Source organism: Spiroplasma endosymbiont of Tiphia femorata (genome assembly GCF_964020225.1).
Classification (GTDB): Bacteria; Bacillota_I; Bacilli_A; order Mycoplasmatales; family VBWQ01; genus Spiroplasma_E.
This window is the reverse complement of record NZ_OZ026544.1, coordinates 1,315,729-1,334,156: the sequence shown is the minus strand read 5'-3', so window position 1 is coordinate 1,334,156 and position 18,428 is coordinate 1,315,729. Positions and strand designations below refer to the sequence as shown.

The following is an 18,428-nucleotide window of genomic DNA, read 5'->3' as shown; positions in this document are numbered from 1 at the left end:
AATTAATTTGAAGTATCAACTGAGGTTAGTGGAATATGGTAAAAATATTTTTTAATTATTTGCGTGAACAAAGAAAAAATATTATTCAAGTTTTAGGGTTAGGCTTTTTAGTTATGATTATGATTATAACTTTTTTAAGCATTCAATTTTCTGATCAATATGTAGAAAATCAATATTTAAATGATATTAGTCAAAATACTAATTTTCAAGAATTAAATGAATTACCAATTGAAAAAAATAGTTTTGAAAAAGAATATAATTATTATAAAACACATTTAGGATTATGATTGGAAAATATGTCATATTATAAACAAGATGATAGTATTGATACTTTTAAATTAAATCATGCAACTTTTCAAATTGCTTTAGTTAATGCTAATACCGATACTTATCGTTTTATTTTTAATGGTAGTAGTGATTTAAGTGATTCTCATGCTAATAATTATTTACAAATTGGAAATAATATATCTACTAAATATCATCATGATTATGTTGATTTTAAACTATTAGTTCCTAATGATTATCATCAAGGTTATAACTCTTCTGAAGAATATAAAAATGCAATGCGTAATTTAATTAATAGTTATGTTTATGATGGAAAGACAAATATTAATCAAGTAAACTATTTTATTTTAAATGATAAAGCATTAAAAATTTATCAAGATGAAATTTATCATAAAATATCATACGCTAATCATGAATATAATATAATTGATATTTCTTTGCAATCACAACTATATTTTTTAATTATTAATGGCATGTTATTTCAAAATATTGAATGAAATCAATATACTTTAGTTAATGATTTATTAATGACCGGTAAATCTTTTCTCTTTACACAAACAGTTCCTAAAAATATTATTGATCCACCAATTTTAGTAGGTAATTATAAACAAAGTTTGGAAGAGTTACCATTACAAGATAATGAAATTTTAATTTATGAACAATTTGCTAATAATAATAATTTAAAAATTGGTGATAAGTACAATATTGTTAATCGTACTTTTACTGTTAGAGGATTTGTTACTAGTCGAAATAGTGCTTTTATTGCCAATAATATTAGTGGATTGATGGATCCAAAAAATAAAACCGTTGCTTTTGTTAATAGTAATACAATGGTTAACATCAATAATGATTTTAAGGGTTTTATTGATAAAAATAAACAAAAAAATAGTTTTAATCCCGTTTATCCTGAACGTAGTTTAAATCCATGATTATATAATATATTACATAATCAATTAGCATATGGTCATCATTATCAAAATCTTACTAATGGTATAAATTTTGCTAATGTTGCTAGTATTTTAACAAATGATGATTATTTATGAAGACCTTATAATGAAAATGCTATTTTTTTCTTAAATGAGCGAATTAATTTAACACAAAATGTTGGTATAATATTTTTAACATTAATTTTTACTGTTACTAGTGTTATTATTTTAATGGTAGTATGAAAGATGATTCATCATAATCATAAATTAATTGGAATTTTAAAAGCATTGGGTTATAAAAATTGACAATTAACAATTTCTTTAGTTTTAGCTATTATTTGACCTTTATTTATTTTTGCTATTATTGGTGTTTTAATATCAGTATTTATTAGTCATGTTCTTATTAATAGTCATAACTTATATTTAGCGCTAATTAACTATGGATGATATATAAATGTGCATATGACAATTATTGTGGTAACTGTTCCTTTATTGTTATTAGTAATTATTAGTTTTTTTATAGTTTATTTATTTTTACAAAAAAACCACTTGACTTAATTAGTAGTAAAAATTTTAAAAAATATCATCATTTAAATATTAGCAAAATTTTTAATTTTATTAGTGTTAAAGTTATTGGCGATATTAGTTATCATAATAAATTGGCAATAACTATTAGCATGCGAAGTTTTGGTAAATTAGTTATCATTAGTATAGTTAGTATTTTTGCTGCCACATTGATGCTATTTTCAATTGCAGCTAGTGGTTTAGTTAATGATATGTTATCATTACAATTTGAAGGGATTAATTTTAATTATTTAAATAGTTATCATTATGAAGACATTGAAAATAATTTTATTAATAATAACAAGCAGTTGCTTTATAACATTGCTCCAGTTTCACAAATAGAATCAGGAGTATCACTTAAACAAGATTTACAAGATGCTATTGATTCATATTTAATAAATCCTAATAATCCAGCCCCCGTTATTCGCGATTTACGTAATAAATATATTTTGGGTAGCGATTTATTAAAGATGCGTAAAAATTTTGAAAAATCGACAACATGAAATTTATTACCACAAACATTTAAAAAACAGTGAGCAAAACAAATAAATATTATTAATTATTTAACAAATGAAAGTGGTAATAATAATGATTTATTAATTAGTTTTGGTATTATTCCTTATCAAGAACAAAATGAGTTACCTTTTATTAAATTGAATATTGAAGATTCTTATGATTTGGATTTTAGTCATAACAATGCTATTGGTAATACTTATGATAGTGTAACTCAAACTTTTAATGATTCATGCTTTAGTAATGAAGTTACAATAAGACAAACTATCTATGGTATTAATGCAAATAGTAATAATTTTATTAAACCTAATTTAATTAATAGTAAATTTAAAAAATTTATTAATATGAACAGTGATACAATGAACACTTCTGATTTTTGATTAGATAAAGAATTTACTAAAAATGTTAACAATGTAAAAAAACAATTACATATTACTAGTACTAATGCTCCAAATGTTACCTTTTTACCAATTGCAGCATCTAATGCCCCAGCATCCAATACTAGTACTGGTAATGGTAACAATATTGGTAAAGCAATTTTATATCCATATTTTGATTTTAATGGTAATAAAAAATATTTAATTGGTATTATTTATGATGGCTTTAGGAATTTAGGAATGTCAACATTATTAGTATCACAATCACTTTTAAATAGTGCTATTAATGAAAATACAGGATTATTAATTAATAATGCCAAAATGAGTAAATTTAATGATAATGAGTTACGACATTACTTAACTTTTATTAATACTGAAAATAATTATAATCTTGATTTAACTAAAATTTTGAATACTGACTACATTAGTTCTAGTGGTTTTATTAGTTCTTTGAGTGGTATTGTTCCAATTGGTAATGAAAAAGCAGCATTGGAAAATAATGAAATAAGTATTCAATTACTTATTGGTTTTTTTGCAATTTGTAGTATTATATTATCATTTATGATTATGACTTTGGTTACTAATATTTTAGTTCGTGATAATTGAATATTGATTAATATTTTAAAAGTATTGGGATATAATACTATGGAAGTATCGTACAATTTTATTATAATTATTGTCCCTTTAATTTTAATTTTTTCAGTTTTTAGTGTTTTTATTAGTCCAATATTAATTAATATATTAGCACAACAGTTAATTACTTTTAGTCATGTTATTTATCCAATTATTTTTCGTTGATGATATTTTTTATTAGCTTTTGCTATTAATATTATTGTTTATATTAGTGCTTATATTATTACTTGATTATTAAATTTTAGAAAATATAAGTTATGAGCATTTATGGAGTAAAGATATTAGTTAATAAAAATTTTATTCCAGTAAAAATTTAAAAAAGGAAGTTTATTATGTTTTTAATTGATTTTCACTCAGAAAGGCATATAATGAATTTATAATGTTTTTAAACCCATTGTTTTAATTTTAAAGCAAATGGGTTTTTATGTTAAAAAGGAGATGAACTTATGGAACAGCAAGAAAGTAAAACACAAACATCTAGCAATGAGTTAAAATCAAAAATAGAAATTGGACAAGAAAAATTACAAAAAGAAAAAGATAAATTAATAAAATTACAAAATGAATCAGAAACAGTTTCTGTTTCTAAGGAAACTAAAAAAGGAATTGCAGAACAAATAGAAGCAATTAATCAATTAGAAAAAATGATTAATGAAGTTAAAAAACAACTTAACAAAAATGCTTATTAAATAAGGAGTAAAATATGCCATTAGATAAGGATAAACAAGATTTACAAATTAAAATATTTACAGATGAGCAAATTCAATTACTTACCGAAGATGATATTAAATCATTATCAATTGAACAAATTCAAGTATTTAATGAAAAAATTGAAGTATTAGATAAAGAAGTTGAAAAAAGAACCATAATATTATCAGATTATATTGATGTAATTACTGATGCTACTTCTAAAATAACTAGTTTATTAGAAGAAAATGTTTTTTTGGAAAAGCAAAAAATCGGCAATTTTTAAAATTTTATTATTACAATGTTTAGTTTTGGTTGTATTAATAAAAATAAAAGAATAGAAAAAAAACTAAATAAAAATAAAAAGGAAATACAAGAAAAAACTAATGAACGAACAGATTTAAAAATAATATTTGAAAATATTAGTTTAGAAAGAAAAAAAATAAATGATGAGTTAAATAATTTAATTAAATTAACTGAATTATGAAAAAATATTAATGATAAAAAAAATAGTATAAAGAACATTACTACTAGTTTAAAGTTAAATTTGCATGAATTTTAATTTATAGTTTAAAATATTATTTTTTTAACTTAATTAGAGAAATTATATTATAAAAGTAGTACTTAAGTACTGCTTTTATTTATTTTTTTTGTTTTTTAAAATAAAATAATTATAATAAAATAAATAATATTTATATTATAAAATTAATTAAAGCATTAATAATAATTTATAATAATGATTAATCAAAATATATTATATACAGTATGAGATTCTATTGTAATTTGGTTTAAATTTGTTATTATTATATTTGTCCTAAAGTTTTAGTCCTAAAGTTTTAGGACAAAACATCAGTTTAATTAATTTAAAATTGTAAATTTGGCTTTATGCCCTTATATGAGTAATTTTCATGTAAGGGTTTTGTATTTTAATTTATTGATATGAGTCTTTAATTTAGTTTAAAAACTCAATTTAATATCTATTCCAATTTCATAAATTAATATTCCCACTTACCCTTAAACCAAAATTTATACAGACTAATAATTAAAAACATTTTAAAATTTATATCATTATAATTTAAAAGTATTAAGTTTAAGGTCAAATTTACTCTTTTATGGTAATTAAGTTTGTTTATAGTAAAAGTATTATTAAAACTTTAGAAAATGAGGTTTATTAAATGCAGAATATTATAAATTGTGGCATTTATTTTGCCAATGTGCCATTAACAAAAACAACTAACGAAACTAGATGTGAAAATATAAATTGTAATTATCAATATTGTAATGGTTGCAAACTTGAAACAGTTATCATTTGAACACAAACTCCTGATCAAAAATGTTTAATAATTCCTATTATTAGAAATTCAATTGAACAACATGAGCAAAGCCTAGGCTTATTAGGTGATAACTTATCTATTATTAAATTGAAAAAATCTAATAATAATTCTATTTTAAGTTTTCGCGAGGAAGATATTAGTTATGCTGATCTTAATCGTGCAACTTGAATTAAAAACTTTAGAATTGGTGATGAATACTTAATCAACGGAGAACTTCGTGTCTTAAATGAAACTGAAATTTATGATTTATCTTTTAGAGTAAAAACATTACCAATATCAAGTCTTAATACAATTGCCAATATTGGTATTAATAAAAATTTAAATTTAAATAATAAAATTGTAAGTTATAGTGACAATACTTTGAAAGAATAATTTCTTAAAACAATTAAAAATATAAAAATTCTTAATATTAAATTTCTCTCTCTTTTAAAATTAAAAAATAATAAATTTAGGGTAGTAACATTAACGTGTTACTATCCTAAAATAATAAAGAATTGTCTAAAGTATTTTAAAATTCAAAAATTAGATAAATATTCTTTATTTTTTTATTTTTACATTATTTCATTGGTTGGTCTAATAATAATTTCATTTCAAGTAGCATCAGCGGGTAATTCAATTGCTTGTTTTATTGTTAGTGCTATTCGTTCGGCAGATATGCTATAAGTTTTATAATATTCTTTAAATTCAGAACTAAATTCTTTATCAGTTACTCTATTCAATAATTCAGTATTGATTGCTCCAGGTGAAATTACTGTAATTCTAATATTAGTTTTATCCTTTGCTACTTCTTCTCTTAATGATTCACTAATCGCTCTAACTGCTCATTTTGTTGCTGAGTAAACTGCTTCACCAGCATGAGCAAAATGACCAGCAATTGATGAAATATTAATGATATGACCTGAATTTTGTTGATACATTAATGGTAATGATGCAGCTATACCATAAAGTGTTCCTTTAATATTGACATCAATTGTTTCATCTCAGTCTTTAATGTTTTTTTGTTTTAAAGATGTTAGTATCATAATTCCTGCGTTATTAATTCAAACATCAATTTTATTAAATGTTTTAATTGCAAATTGTGCTAGTTTTTCTACTTCATGATGTTTGGTGACATCAGTTACTAAATAATTTGCTTCACCATTTTTATTTTTAATACTAGTAACTAATGCTTTAAGTTTTTCTTCTCTTCTTGCAGCTAAAATTAATTTATGACCGGCGCTTGCTAATAACTTAGCTGTTTCCATACCAATACCACTAGAAGCACCTGTGATTACAATAACTTTTGATTTCATGTGTATTCACCTCTAAACTATTGATCAACAATGATCAATTTTTTTATTTTTAATAATTAATGCAATTAAAATTGCTTTTAACAGAAATGTTTAATAAATGTATGTATAATTAATGAATATTAAATTAAATAAAAAATAATGATTTACAAAATTAAGTAATTGTAAATTCTCTGCTTAAGAAAATAAAAAAGAAACAGGGGTAAAAAATGGTAAATTATAAAAAAATTAATTGATTTATTTTAGCAATTATTATTCTTGGGTTTTTATTTATGATAATTGGATTAAGTTTACTTACTAGCAAAGTGTTAATAGGAAGTCATACAGAATTAGTCACTAATGGTTTTGGATTAATCGCGGGAAAATATAAAGAGTATTTCTCATATAAATGGAATTTTAGATATATTTAATAATAATTTAAATGATTGATTTAACATTTCAAATGTAAGATGTGGTGTTGTTTTTACAATATTTTTAACTCCCATATTTTTATCTATAAGCATAATTTGTTTTTTATATAATTATTATATTTTTAAATTTTCTAAAAAATAAAATAAGAGTAACATTATTTTTGATAAATATTTATTAGAATTTATGTATTTTTATTTAGTTAGCTAATGAATCTAATCATTATTATTAAAATCAGCAATTTTGACAGTATATTCAAAAGTTTCACTTGAAGTTACATCAACAATTTTGCCTTCAATCATTACCTTTATTGTTATTGGATAATTCATTTTGTAGTTTAAAAATTGATCACCTACTTCAATTGCGTTTATTCTGCATTTTTCTAAATGTTCTTTAAATGAATTTGTTAAATTTGGAATAGTAACATTGTTTAAATCATTAATGAATCATTCTCAGGTTTTATTAATACTAGCTTGATTATAAGCTGCTTGAAACAAATTACGCATATAATCTAATGCTACTTGTTCAGCGATAATGTTATATTTTTGTTCTATTGTTGTTTTTCTATCCCTTACTGCAAACATTCCACTTGGATAGTCATTATTTTTTAATAAGAAAATTCTAGTGAGTGGTGATAAGTCTAAAAGTTGAGTAATATAAATAGTCATACTATTTAAGTTTTCTTTAATTTGATTAACATCATTAAAACCAAAAACAGGTATTTTATATCTTACGGCTTTATGGTTATTATTAGTGTTATTTTGATTTTCTTTTTTTTCTTCGTTATTGGTTATTTTTGTTTTCATTATAATTTTGATTTTTTCATTGATATTTTTATTGTTCATTAGTGTTTCTCCTTTTATTTAATAATATAACCTAGGTCATTTAGTAATACTAAATTGACCTAGGTACTAAGAAAATATAAAAAATATTATATTTTATGAATTACTAAAATTATTTAATTACGCTTTTTTAACTGCTTTAACAGTAAAGTGGAATTTAACTGATGAATTAGCAGTTACTTGTGGTGCATTAGGTACGGTTGCTACAACTTTGTAAATAAAATCCATTTTATAGTCTAGTGCATCTCCTGAAGCTATATATGCATTTAAACATTCTTTTGTATGTTTTTCAAATTGATTTTCTAAATCGTTAATAGAAACATCTGTTTTATTAGCAATTGATCATCCTCATTGTTGACCTTGTGCTAATATATATGCTTTTGGAGCTGTTTCTTGAAGTCTAGTAAGTAAATATTGTGGTACAATTGGTGTTATACCAGCACTTGTTACTAATACGAATGTTCCATCTGGATATTGTTCATCTTTTAAAAACGCAACTTTTTCTGTAGCTGGTAAAGCTTCTAATATTTGATTAATATATGGAACCATACTGTTTAAGTTAGCTTGCACACTAATAGGATCAACGTTATCTAGTACATTAATATTATTACTATCAGTATTTCCAGTAGTAGTTGTATGTTCAATTTTTAAATGTCCTAAAGTAAATGTAGTTTTTTGCATATTTTATTCTCCTTTGTTACTAAAATAAATTTTGATTTTTAGTTTTAGTTTATTTTTAGAATTAAGATTTACCTAATGTAATATATTTTTATTTTTAATATCGATAATAGCAAGATATTTATAATAATGTGAAAGTGATATTAGATAAAAATATTTTTTGTAAATCTTAATTTAAGTCTATAATTGAAAAAAAGAATATACAATAAAAAAATAATACCTGCATAAAAATATAAATTTTTCTAATATTTTATTTTGGTAGGTTCCCAAAAAAGTAGGAAATTAAATTACTACATAATTAACTTATTTCCAGATGAATTATTTTAAAAATCATTAAAATTAGACAAAATTACTCTCTTTTCTTAAAACATTAAATTTATATTTTATATTCGACGTATTTAAAAAAAATAAAATATACATTTTATAAGTTAAATTAAAATTATCAACAAGGAAAAAGACAAGAAATAATCTTGTCTTTTTTTGTAATTGTAAAATTTTAAAATTTTTTATTATTAGCACCCTTTAAATATCTACTACACGCAGTGACCAAGTAGGAGAAAGTTAATAATTAATAATCTTCTTTAACACTATTATCAACACGTGTTAGGGAACTAAAAAAGTGAACTACAACACAGTTGTTAAAAATAGTAGCTAGAACATGTGGACTTGCATGGATAAATAAAAAGTGGAGTGATACCTAATAAATTATACTAACCATTAAATGGTAATTCTTGGGGTGGGAGCGAATTGGAAACTAGTATATATAGACCTGTTGTAGGGACCTATTGTATTAATTCTATTCTTTATTTAACCAACCTTGCCACTCCCCAGTGAGCAAGTGTTGGTTTTATTTTTTATTTTTTTTTGAAAAATTTTTGGGCGAGAAAATAAATTTCAAACTTGTAAAAAAAATTAAGCGGTGCCGGTTCAATTAAAATATTAATTTGTTAAACACAAATTAAATAAATATTGAATCGAATGCCTTAATGTTTTTTAAAATTTCATAATTTATTTTTGAGCCCATTTTTCTTAAAAAATATAATTAATAGTATTAATAATCTAAAAATAAAAATATATATTCTTTATGCTGCTAAAAGCAATAGAATATATTAGAAAAGAAAGTAAAAATGGAAGAAAAAGACAAAAAAGAATTAATAGAACAAAAAATAAAAATAGCAAAAGAACATCAAAAAAAGTTCTTGAAAATAAAAATAATTATTACTTTAATTTCAACTTTAATTGGATTAATAATTTTATTAATTACTGTAAGTAAAAATTAAAGAAAGGAATAAAATGCTTATGAAATATAGTAGAAATTATAGAAAAATTAGTTCTTGTGATATATGTTATAAAAATTCATCATTTGCAAATAAAACTTGTAATAAATGTTTTTGAATATTAATAAGCAGAAAAAAATATAAATAAATTATGAATAATATAAAAATGAATATTAATGAAAATAAAAAATGTGAATTAAGAGTTTGTATAAATAAAATTTGATGAGATTGTATTAATAATTCTACTAAAACTATTAAATATAAAAATTGGTCTATACCTTATTTAATATGTGATAGTTGTTATGATAAATTACCTAAATATCTTAAACAAACAGCAAAAATAATTTAAAAGGATATTTTGATTATGAATAAAACTAACAATAGAAGAAAAAGATGTGTTGAATGTAATGAATTATATAAAGAAGAAAAAATTACTATGCTTTATCAGTTTAAAACAGAAGAAGAAGCAGAACAACATGATATTAGAAAATTTGAAGATGATTATGATATTGAAGAACATTTAGATTATACAAAACCATATGGATATGTTTGTGATTGATGTATGGATGATTAATAAATGCAATATGACTTAATTATTGGTATTGACCCCGCTGGTATTGGTACAAGTGGAATTGTTATATATTCAAATGAGACTAATAATATTATTTTTAATGAAACATTTAAAGCAAAAACAGTTTTAGAAAGTAAAAATATATATAAAGAATATTTTGAATTAATTAAAAAACAATTTAAAAATAAAAAAATATTAGTTATTGTAGAAAATTTTTTTTTAAGTTCAAAACAGTTATTAACTAATCCATTAGCAACTCCCAAAATTATTGGTGCTTTAATGGTATTGATACAAGATGTTATGAATTGAGATTATTTAGAAAGTGAACCAAAAAACAAAAATAAAATAGAAAATTATAAAGGAAATATAAAATTTACAAAACATGAACAAGACGCTTATAAACATATTCAATATTATTTAAGGAATTATAAAAATGAAGAATAAAGAAAATTACGTTAAATTAACAGTAAAACTTAGTAACACTATTGAAGCAAAATATCATGAAAAAGGTAATAAACAATTATATTATAGTGTTCGTGGTCAATGAAATGGATTAAACTATGTTACTTTAATTTTTAATAACCCAAAATTTTATAAACGATGTATTTTATTAAACAAAAACGATGAAATTATAGTAACTGGTCAAATTTTTAATACTTTAAACATTCCTAAAAATCGTGCATTTTGTTCAATTAATGTTAAATGATTTAAAAAATGAAAGGAATAAAAATGAATAAAGAAAAATTAATTAATTATATTAAAAAACAACAAAAATTCTATAATGGTACAGAAATAGATTTAATACTTGATATTTTATTACAAAAAATAATTAATGGTGAATTTAATAATGAATAAATGTAAAAAATGTAATAAAAGAATCTGATTAAGTAAAAATTGATGTATGAAATGTTTAGAAATAATAGTTAATAATTTAACTAAAAATAAGGAGAAATAGATAGTGAATAAAGACCAAGAAATTATTAATGAATATAATAAAAAACGTAATAAAGAAATAACAGAAGAACATTTATATAATATAGAAAAATTAAGAGAAGAATTTAAACAAAAAGTAATTAATAAATATAATGAAAAATTAATTATCTGATTAAATAAACAAATTAGTATTTGTTTATGTGATTCATTAAAAGAAGCAGGTAAACTTACTGCTTATTATAAAGTAATTGAGTTTATAGAAAATGGAGAATTTCATTAATGATAATATTGCCTACTTTGTTTGAAAATAAAGATGAAATTGAAATATTATCACCATTTCCCAAAGCAATTCATACAAGTAATGATATTAGAGCAATTATTTTAAGACAATACCCAAATGTTAAATAAAAACACATAATTGTTTCTGACCCAGAAAGTAATGTTGCATTAATAGTTGGTGATAATGATGTTTATCAAGGTTGAATTAAAGTAACAGTTAAAAAATTAGAAAATTAAAGGAGAATAAAATGCCAAGTATAGAAAATCAATCAAATTATACTTTAACTAAATTAATTAGAACTGGAATAAGTCCAATTTGTGCAATGATTGGTACAAGTGCTTATTATGGTCAAGTAATTGCAAATCCAGTATTAGGTTCAATTAATAGTTTATTATTTGGTAAAAAATTAGGTTTAGATATATGAAATTTAAATCAAAGACCAAATACTAAAAGTAAATTAATTAATAGTTCTAAAAAAATATTATTAGGTTTAGGAACAATTGGTTTAGCAAATTATAGTAAATGAATAGAAAATAATATTAATCCTATTATTCCAACATCACCAAGTCCAATAACTACTACAACTACAACTGAGGGTCCTCCATGATTATTATTAAATAAACAAGAACATTAGTCATTAATGGATTGAGATACTTATATTTCATTAAATGCTTATGGTATTTCAAATCTTATTAGTGGATTAACTGAGTTAATACCTAATAAATTTGAAACAATAAGAAAGATTTGTAATATGGCAACTGGTGGATGTTTAATATCAAGTGGTGTAGCAATGGGAATTAATAATGATTTTAATAATGCTTATGCAGTACCTACTATTATTGCTGGTGCAAGTGAAATAATCCATAATTTACTACCTATGGAAACTACAAATCATATTCAAGAAATGCAAGAAACATCATTTAATTATGAAACTATAAGATTAATTAATGACAATAGATTTACTATTAATAGTGAAACTGCAAGTCAATATTATGGTAGTGATAATATGAGCGAAGTACCATTAAATCACGATAATGCTTCATTAAATTGAGATTATAATCACATGAATTTATAAAGGAGGTGAATAATTTATGAATAAAGAAAAATTAATTGAATATTATAATCATCAAATAAAAACATATAAAGAAAGAATAGAAGAATTCAATAAAGAAATATCTGTATTAGTAGAAATTATAAGTAATTCACAATCAATGATTGAAAGAATTAATGGTGGTCAATTTGATGAATAATTAAAAATTAAAAATAAATAGTTGAAAGGAAAATATTCAAATGAAAGAATTTTTACATGAATTAATAATTATTGGAACAAGTGTTGGAACATTAATTTGCAGAGAAATTATTGTTTTATTAAAAAGATTTATCACAACTCCAAAACATGTTAGAGCAAATAACAAAATTATAAAACATCAAAAAAAATTAGCAAAATTAAACGAAAAAATTAATAAAGGAGAAAAATAATATGACAAAAATTGAATTTAATGAAAAATATAGAAAACAAGATATCAGTATTGATAGAGATTTTGATTTACATATTGATAATTGTTTTAAATTTTCTGATATCAATACATTAGAAAATGCTGTTAATGATTATAAAAAACTAATAAGTGAAATGCCACAATTAGTTAAAGATTGATTATTGGGATAAGATTAGGAGAATGTTAAATGTTAGAAAATGAAAATAATGTTCAACAAACAATTGAACCTTTAACTGAAAATAATGCTCAACAAGAAATAGAAAATAAAGTTAATGAAGCAGAAAATAAGTTAAATAAACTTAATCAAGAAATTAAAGAAAAAGAAATGATTAATATATTTAAAAAATATCAAGTTAAAACTGAATTTTATGATTATTTAAAATTTAAAACAAGTAATATAGAAAATTCAAAAATTGAAGAAACTATTAAAAAAATGATTAAAGAACAACCGGTATTTAAACAAACAATTAATACAGGTGGCAATAAACAAATAATTATTAATAATAAAACAAATGACAAAGAAAATTTTTTAATTAATTATAAAAAGAAAAATTATTTATAAACGAAAGGAAGAAATAAAATGTCAGTACCATTTAATCAAAATTTAGACAATACAGAGAGATTAGTAGAAGCACCAGAATTTATAGAGTTTTTTAAAATTTCAAATAGTCCATGGGCAAACTTTTTCCCTACTGAAATTGTTGACTCAGTAAATATTGAGTTTATTGTTAAAAAACCAAAAAAACCGGAAGTAAAAATTATTGCTTGGGATGATAAAAGTAAAAGATATGAATTACCATATGTTGATACAGATAAAATTAGTAAAAAAATAACTAAAAAATATCTTGCAGGAGAAATTATTGCAGATGTAGATTTAAAAGCAAATAATGGACAAAATTTATTAGATAGTATGCAATATGAAGTTGCAAATGATTTAGCAGATAAATTGGCAATTGATGATACACAAGCAATTGCAAAATTTGCTACTAAAATCGATATTGAAGATACAACACCAGTAGGCTATTTAAAATCAATGTTATCTGCTTGAAATACTTTGTTTCAATTTAGAAACATTGCAAATAGTAAATTTTTTATTACTAATGGTCTTTATGATAGTTTAGTTTATTTAGCAGATAATAAAGGTTTAATTACCGATAATCAGTTGGCACAACAATTACGTTTAAATGGAAATAATTTATATGTAAAAGGCGTATTATGTGAAATCGTTCTTGATGACTATATGATTTTTACTAATGATAAAAATGAACAACAATTAATGACCTTTATTTTAGCAACACCAAGAGCAATGAAAAGATACATGATAGAAAATACAGTTATTTATGTAGATTTTATTAAAGATGATAAAGCAGGAAGAGCATATAAAGTTGCTGGTGAAGTTGTTGGAGAAGCAATCCCATATATTTCTAATAATGAAACAACATCACGTTTAATGTTATGTGGAGTTATTAAAACAGAAAAACCTGATTTAAAAACTAAAATCACAAGTTTAACAACCGATATTACTGCAAATGTTAATAACAATAATAATGAATTAAACACACAAATAAAAAGTACTAATGAACTTAAATCATTAAATCCAAATTTAACAAATCCAACTATTAAATATTTTAGTGATGCACAAGGAAAAACTAATGTAAGTAATCAAAAACAAAAAGCAGGTGACTTATATATAACTATTACTGCAAATGTTAATGACTTAAATTATAAAGGAACAACAAATCCAATTAAAATAACTCTTAAATAAAGGAAATTAATATCATGCCAATTGGTACAACTAGTACAGCAATACTTTTAAACATAAATAAACCAAAACATACTAGAACAAGTAACCAACAAGAAAATAAAAGTTTTTGATGAGAAATTTTAGAAATGATTGGTGTACAAGTTATAGCAGTAGCACTTGCTCCTTTTACTGGTGGATTAAGTGAAAGTTTTACACTTGGATTAGGTGCAAGTGATTTAGTTGCTAGTATTAGTGCTGTTGGTGTAGAATTTTTAACTGATTTTACTATTAATCAAGTTTATGATTATTTGAAAGGAAATGTAACAAAATTAAATACTTTCTTTAATATACTACCTGCATTTGCTGGACTGAATAAAATTAGTCGTGGTTATCGTACAACTAAATTTATTAAATTAGCACAAGAAACTAAAACATTAGAACAAGTTGGTATTAAAGAAGTAAAAAACTTACAAGAAATTATTAGTCAAGTAGGTGGAAAAGAAATTTTAACAGATAAAATTATTGGTAATAAACGTTATTTAATGAATTATAGTTTTACTCCTAATCGTGAAACAGTATTACGAGATTTAGGTTATGTTGCTGAAAGACAATATAAAAATAATTTTCAAAAATTAGAAGCACAGGAGTTAAAAGATTACTTATTATTACAAAATACATTAATAAAATTAAGTCCACAATTAACTCCTAAATTTAAAATCAAAGATATTGAAAAAGCAAATAATTTTTTAAAAAAATATAATACTGATTTAAAAAAAGTATTATCTATGAACCAACATGATTGATTAAATTTAGTTCATACAATACACACAGAAAATAGATATGGAAAAACTTTAATTTTGGATTTACAAAAAATTCGTGCTAATGCTATTAAATTTGATTTTAAAAAAAGTTCAATTCATAAGATTGTTTTAAATGCAAATAAATTGTTTAAATATTTGGATATTAGATTTTATTTAAAAAAAGGTTTAAATAAATTTTGAAAAAATACACCATATTTTGAAAAATTACGAGAAAGTATATATAAATTACAAGAAAAATTTGAAAAGTTGGAAAAACAAGCATTTGAAAAAATTAATAAATTAAAAGAAAAAACAACTGATTTATTTACTAGTGCAGAAAAAAGAGCAATTAAACATGCACAATTAATTCCATTAAATTCACCAGTATTTATGGGTTGTAAAATTCAACCTTTATCATTAGATAAATGTGCAATTACTATTTATCATCGCAATACTAAATATAAACCAATTACAGTTGTTGATAGTATTCTTAAAGCAGAAACTTTTGTTACTCAAATACATCCATTCCATTGATATCGTTGATATAGTGGTTGATACATTGGTTATGGTGTTAATCATAATAAATGATTAAAAGCAATAGCATTTGCTCCACCAGTGGTTCAACAAGTAATTAGAGATAGTTTTAAAGTATATAGAGAAATATTTAGAATAGTAAGAACTTATCATAAAGTAGTAAATGTTATTAATAATCCTATTGAAAATGTAAATAAATCATTTAAAAGTGTTGGTTTAAAATTTTCAGTTAATATTTTATTTGGTACAGGATTATTACATCATTTAGAAAAATTTGCATATAGTCAAGTTATAGCAAAAAGTAAGAAAAAATTAAGAAAAAACAAAAATAAAATACAAAAAGAAATTGAACATATAACACATAGAAAAACAAAAAAACATACTCATCATTATAAACAAGCATTTTTTAAGGAATGATAAATTATGATTAATAAACTTTGAACTGGTGTCAGTCTTGAAAATTATAATAACTGATATCCATTAACTGGAAAAATTACAGAAACTCCACAGCAATACATACAAACATGACCTAATGTTAATGATTGATTTAAAACTTTTGCTATTCGTGCTCAAAATGATATTAATGCTTATCTTGATTTTATTTTATCTAAATTTCCCTTTGATAGTTTTAAAGATGAATTAATTAAAGAAACATTAAGAGATATGGTTTATGTTATGGTTGAACATTGAGTATTTAATCGTACACCAATTGAATTTAATGTTGATGCTACTATTCAATTTAATAATGGTAGTCAATTTAGTGCAAATAGTACTCCTACGATTAATGTTTGAGATTTAGCACCTAGTAGAATGAAAATATGAGCAAGATTAACTGAATTAAAACAAATATTTTCAAGTTATAATGATGATGAAATAGATGTTGAAAAAATTGACTTAAAAGCATTTTATACTAGAAATCAAGTTGATGAATTAATTGAACAACAAAAAGAATTTACATTATTAAAACAAATTAAATTATATGATGATTTAGTTGATGATAATGAAAATGAAATATATAGAGGTTCTGTTAGTAAATTTATTAATAAAGGTTATGTTGCAACAGATTACGATAAAGAAACTGAAACAATGATTTTAGATTGACCTGATGAAATTGGAACATTACCACCAGAAGCATTACAAAATAATCCACAAATTGGTGATTATACACATGCTCCAACTTGTGATTTTTCTGCTAAACAACAAAAAAATATTACAGCTTTAACTAATACTAAACAAAATAAATTAAGTACTGGTCATGGCATTAATATTACAGAAGATAATGTAATATCTGTAAGTTCTTATTTAGTAACACCACAAGATTTTTTAAATAATCCACAATGAGAAGAACAAAAATCAATGATTTTAACAAGAAATACATATTATCAAATTTTTTGGTCACCTAATATGTCAAACAGTCAAGGACATAAAGGAGTATTTTTCTTTTATGGTGCAGTACCAACAGCCCATAATGTAGCTATTGATTCAGCAGGTTATTATTCAAATTCTACTAATGAAATTAAAGCTCATTTAAGTGTCCAACCCGAAAATGATGAATTAATACTATCATATTTTGATGGTAATTCTTGAATAGTAACTAATCTAGATGGAAATAAACTAGGAACTAAAATATATAAGCCTAAGACAAATAATAAAATTTATAGAATTAAAAGTAATACATTAGATATTACTTCACCAAGTGTAATTAATATAAATAAACCTATAAAAATTAATTCAAAAAGTTTAGAAACTAATGAAATAGAAGAAAATAATTGAGATATTGAATTAAAAGATATTCCTCCAACACCAAGTCCAAGTAGTTCAAATTGAAAAGATGTAAGAACAAGAGAGAAAAATAAATGAGATAATTGACAAATTACTTATGATTTTCAAGAAAATAAACATTATAGAGTTTATTATTCTTGAAGTATATATAATCCAGTTTATACTATTCAAGAATTTATTATAACTGATAAAAAAATTGCTGGTGTACAAATACAAACCTTTAATGATAGTACTAATATAGTAATTTTATCAGTTCAACATGCAAAATGGATTACTATTTATACTGGAAAAGGTAATTTAAAAGGTAATGTATGAAAATTAGAAGAATTACAGGAATAATATTATGTTTTTTAAAATTATAAAAATTATTTTAGGTTTAATAGGAGTAATTTTATCATCAGCAACAGCAGGTTTAATTATATTTATCATTGTAAAAATCATATTAAAAATTAATCAAATATTTTAAGAAAGGTGGTGA

At 22.3% G+C, this 18,428-nt stretch carries 27 protein-coding genes; 24 read left to right on the top strand and 3 right to left on the bottom strand.

Features of this window, described 5'->3' with window-relative positions:
* Positions 1-35: 35 nt before the first annotated feature.
* The 6 genes from AACK83_RS08210 (at position 36) to AACK83_RS08185 (ending at position 5,688) form a co-directional block, all read left to right on the top strand.
* Positions 36-1,769 (top strand): ABC transporter permease, encoded by a 1,734-nt coding sequence (locus tag AACK83_RS08210; protein WP_338957639.1) that lies wholly within the window; start codon positions 36-38, stop codon positions 1,767-1,769.
* A gap of 119 nt (positions 1,770-1,888) precedes the next feature.
* Positions 1,889-3,574, top strand: coding sequence for an FtsX-like permease family protein (locus AACK83_RS08205; RefSeq protein ID WP_338957637.1), 1,686 nt, complete (start codon positions 1,889-1,891; stop codon positions 3,572-3,574).
* Positions 3,575-3,744: 170 nt separating this feature from the next.
* Complete coding sequence (locus AACK83_RS08200) at positions 3,745-3,984, top strand: hypothetical protein (RefSeq protein ID WP_338957635.1); 240 nt, start codon at positions 3,745-3,747, stop codon at positions 3,982-3,984.
* A gap of 14 nt (positions 3,985-3,998) precedes the next feature.
* A complete protein-coding gene (locus AACK83_RS08195; protein ID WP_338957634.1) occupies positions 3,999-4,268 on the top strand; it encodes a hypothetical protein in 270 nt (89 codons plus the stop codon).
* 15 nt (positions 4,269-4,283) lie between these two features.
* Positions 4,284-4,544, top strand: a complete 261-nt coding sequence (locus AACK83_RS08190; protein ID WP_338957632.1) for a hypothetical protein — start codon at positions 4,284-4,286, stop codon at positions 4,542-4,544.
* Between the two features lie 613 nt (positions 4,545-5,157).
* Positions 5,158-5,688 carry a hypothetical protein gene (locus AACK83_RS08185; protein WP_338957630.1) on the top strand — a complete coding sequence of 177 codons (531 nt, stop codon included), beginning with the start codon at positions 5,158-5,160 and terminating at the stop codon, positions 5,686-5,688.
* 179 nt (positions 5,689-5,867) lie between these two features.
* Here AACK83_RS08185 and AACK83_RS08180 read toward each other — a convergent pair whose 3' ends face one another.
* The 3 genes from AACK83_RS08180 to AACK83_RS08170 form a co-directional block, all read right to left on the bottom strand.
* Positions 5,868-6,608 (bottom strand): SDR family oxidoreductase, encoded by a 741-nt coding sequence (locus AACK83_RS08180; protein ID WP_338957629.1) that lies wholly within the window; start codon positions 6,606-6,608, stop codon positions 5,868-5,870.
* Positions 6,609-7,228: 620 nt separating this feature from the next.
* Positions 7,229-7,858, bottom strand: a complete 630-nt coding sequence (locus tag AACK83_RS08175) for a hypothetical protein (protein ID WP_338957628.1) — start codon at positions 7,856-7,858, stop codon at positions 7,229-7,231.
* Between the two features lie 117 nt (positions 7,859-7,975).
* Positions 7,976-8,536: a hypothetical protein gene (locus AACK83_RS08170; protein ID WP_338957627.1), complete on the bottom strand. Its 561-nt coding sequence runs from the start codon at positions 8,534-8,536 to the stop codon at positions 7,976-7,978.
* 1,124 nt (positions 8,537-9,660) lie between these two features.
* On the opposite strand from AACK83_RS08170, the gene AACK83_RS08165 reads away from it, so the two are divergent.
* The 18 genes from AACK83_RS08165 (at position 9,661) to AACK83_RS08080 (ending at position 18,416) form a co-directional block, all read left to right on the top strand.
* Positions 9,661-9,813 carry a hypothetical protein gene (locus AACK83_RS08165; protein ID WP_338957626.1) on the top strand — a complete coding sequence of 51 codons (153 nt, stop codon included), beginning with the start codon at positions 9,661-9,663 and terminating at the stop codon, positions 9,811-9,813.
* 163 nt (positions 9,814-9,976) lie between these two features.
* A complete protein-coding gene (locus tag AACK83_RS08160; RefSeq protein WP_338957624.1) occupies positions 9,977-10,159 on the top strand; it encodes a hypothetical protein in 183 nt (60 codons plus the stop codon).
* Between the two features lie 15 nt (positions 10,160-10,174).
* On the top strand, positions 10,175-10,384 hold the full coding sequence (locus tag AACK83_RS08155) for a hypothetical protein (RefSeq protein WP_338957623.1): 210 nt from the start codon (positions 10,175-10,177) through the stop codon (positions 10,382-10,384).
* A gap of 3 nt (positions 10,385-10,387) precedes the next feature.
* Positions 10,388-10,825 carry a hypothetical protein gene (locus AACK83_RS08150; RefSeq protein ID WP_338957622.1) on the top strand — a complete coding sequence of 146 codons (438 nt, stop codon included), beginning with the start codon at positions 10,388-10,390 and terminating at the stop codon, positions 10,823-10,825.
* A complete protein-coding gene (locus AACK83_RS08145) occupies positions 10,815-11,108 on the top strand; it encodes a hypothetical protein (RefSeq protein ID WP_338957621.1) in 294 nt (97 codons plus the stop codon). Before AACK83_RS08150 ends, AACK83_RS08145 begins: the two co-directional genes overlap by 11 nt.
* A gap of 2 nt (positions 11,109-11,110) precedes the next feature.
* On the top strand, positions 11,111-11,236 hold the full coding sequence (locus AACK83_RS08140; protein WP_338956665.1) for a hypothetical protein: 126 nt from the start codon (positions 11,111-11,113) through the stop codon (positions 11,234-11,236).
* Between the two features lie 103 nt (positions 11,237-11,339).
* Entirely contained in the window at positions 11,340-11,594 is a 255-nt protein-coding gene (locus AACK83_RS08135; RefSeq protein WP_338957620.1) for a hypothetical protein, read from the top strand.
* The gene (locus tag AACK83_RS08130; RefSeq protein ID WP_338957619.1) at positions 11,594-11,722 is read left to right on the top strand and encodes a hypothetical protein; all 129 of its coding nucleotides are present in this window, start codon (positions 11,594-11,596) and stop codon (positions 11,720-11,722) included. Before AACK83_RS08135 ends, AACK83_RS08130 begins: the two co-directional genes overlap by 1 nt.
* Before the next feature lie 119 nt (positions 11,723-11,841).
* Positions 11,842-12,228, top strand: a complete 387-nt coding sequence (locus tag AACK83_RS08125; RefSeq protein ID WP_338957618.1) for a hypothetical protein — start codon at positions 11,842-11,844, stop codon at positions 12,226-12,228.
* Positions 12,229-12,234: 6 nt separating this feature from the next.
* Positions 12,235-12,669, top strand: coding sequence for a hypothetical protein (locus tag AACK83_RS08120; RefSeq protein WP_338957616.1), 435 nt, complete (start codon positions 12,235-12,237; stop codon positions 12,667-12,669).
* Positions 12,670-12,685: 16 nt separating this feature from the next.
* Positions 12,686-12,844 (top strand): hypothetical protein, encoded by a 159-nt coding sequence (locus tag AACK83_RS08115; RefSeq protein WP_338957615.1) that lies wholly within the window; start codon positions 12,686-12,688, stop codon positions 12,842-12,844.
* 40 nt (positions 12,845-12,884) lie between these two features.
* On the top strand, positions 12,885-13,073 hold the full coding sequence (locus tag AACK83_RS08110; protein WP_174481134.1) for a hypothetical protein: 189 nt from the start codon (positions 12,885-12,887) through the stop codon (positions 13,071-13,073).
* A gap of 1 nt (position 13,074) precedes the next feature.
* Positions 13,075-13,260, top strand: coding sequence for a hypothetical protein (locus tag AACK83_RS08105; RefSeq protein WP_174480219.1), 186 nt, complete (start codon positions 13,075-13,077; stop codon positions 13,258-13,260).
* Positions 13,261-13,277: 17 nt separating this feature from the next.
* Positions 13,278-13,652, top strand: coding sequence for a hypothetical protein (locus AACK83_RS08100; RefSeq protein WP_338957614.1), 375 nt, complete (start codon positions 13,278-13,280; stop codon positions 13,650-13,652).
* Positions 13,653-13,670: 18 nt separating this feature from the next.
* Positions 13,671-14,855: a hypothetical protein gene (locus tag AACK83_RS08095; RefSeq protein WP_338957613.1), complete on the top strand. Its 1,185-nt coding sequence runs from the start codon at positions 13,671-13,673 to the stop codon at positions 14,853-14,855.
* Positions 14,856-14,869: 14 nt separating this feature from the next.
* Positions 14,870-16,588: a hypothetical protein gene (locus AACK83_RS08090; RefSeq protein WP_338957611.1), complete on the top strand. Its 1,719-nt coding sequence runs from the start codon at positions 14,870-14,872 to the stop codon at positions 16,586-16,588.
* Positions 16,589-16,591: 3 nt separating this feature from the next.
* Positions 16,592-18,289 (top strand): hypothetical protein, encoded by a 1,698-nt coding sequence (locus tag AACK83_RS08085; protein WP_338957609.1) that lies wholly within the window; start codon positions 16,592-16,594, stop codon positions 18,287-18,289.
* 4 nt (positions 18,290-18,293) lie between these two features.
* Positions 18,294-18,416, top strand: a complete 123-nt coding sequence (locus AACK83_RS08080) for a hypothetical protein (protein ID WP_255495924.1) — start codon at positions 18,294-18,296, stop codon at positions 18,414-18,416.
* Positions 18,417-18,428: the final 12 nt, after the last annotated feature.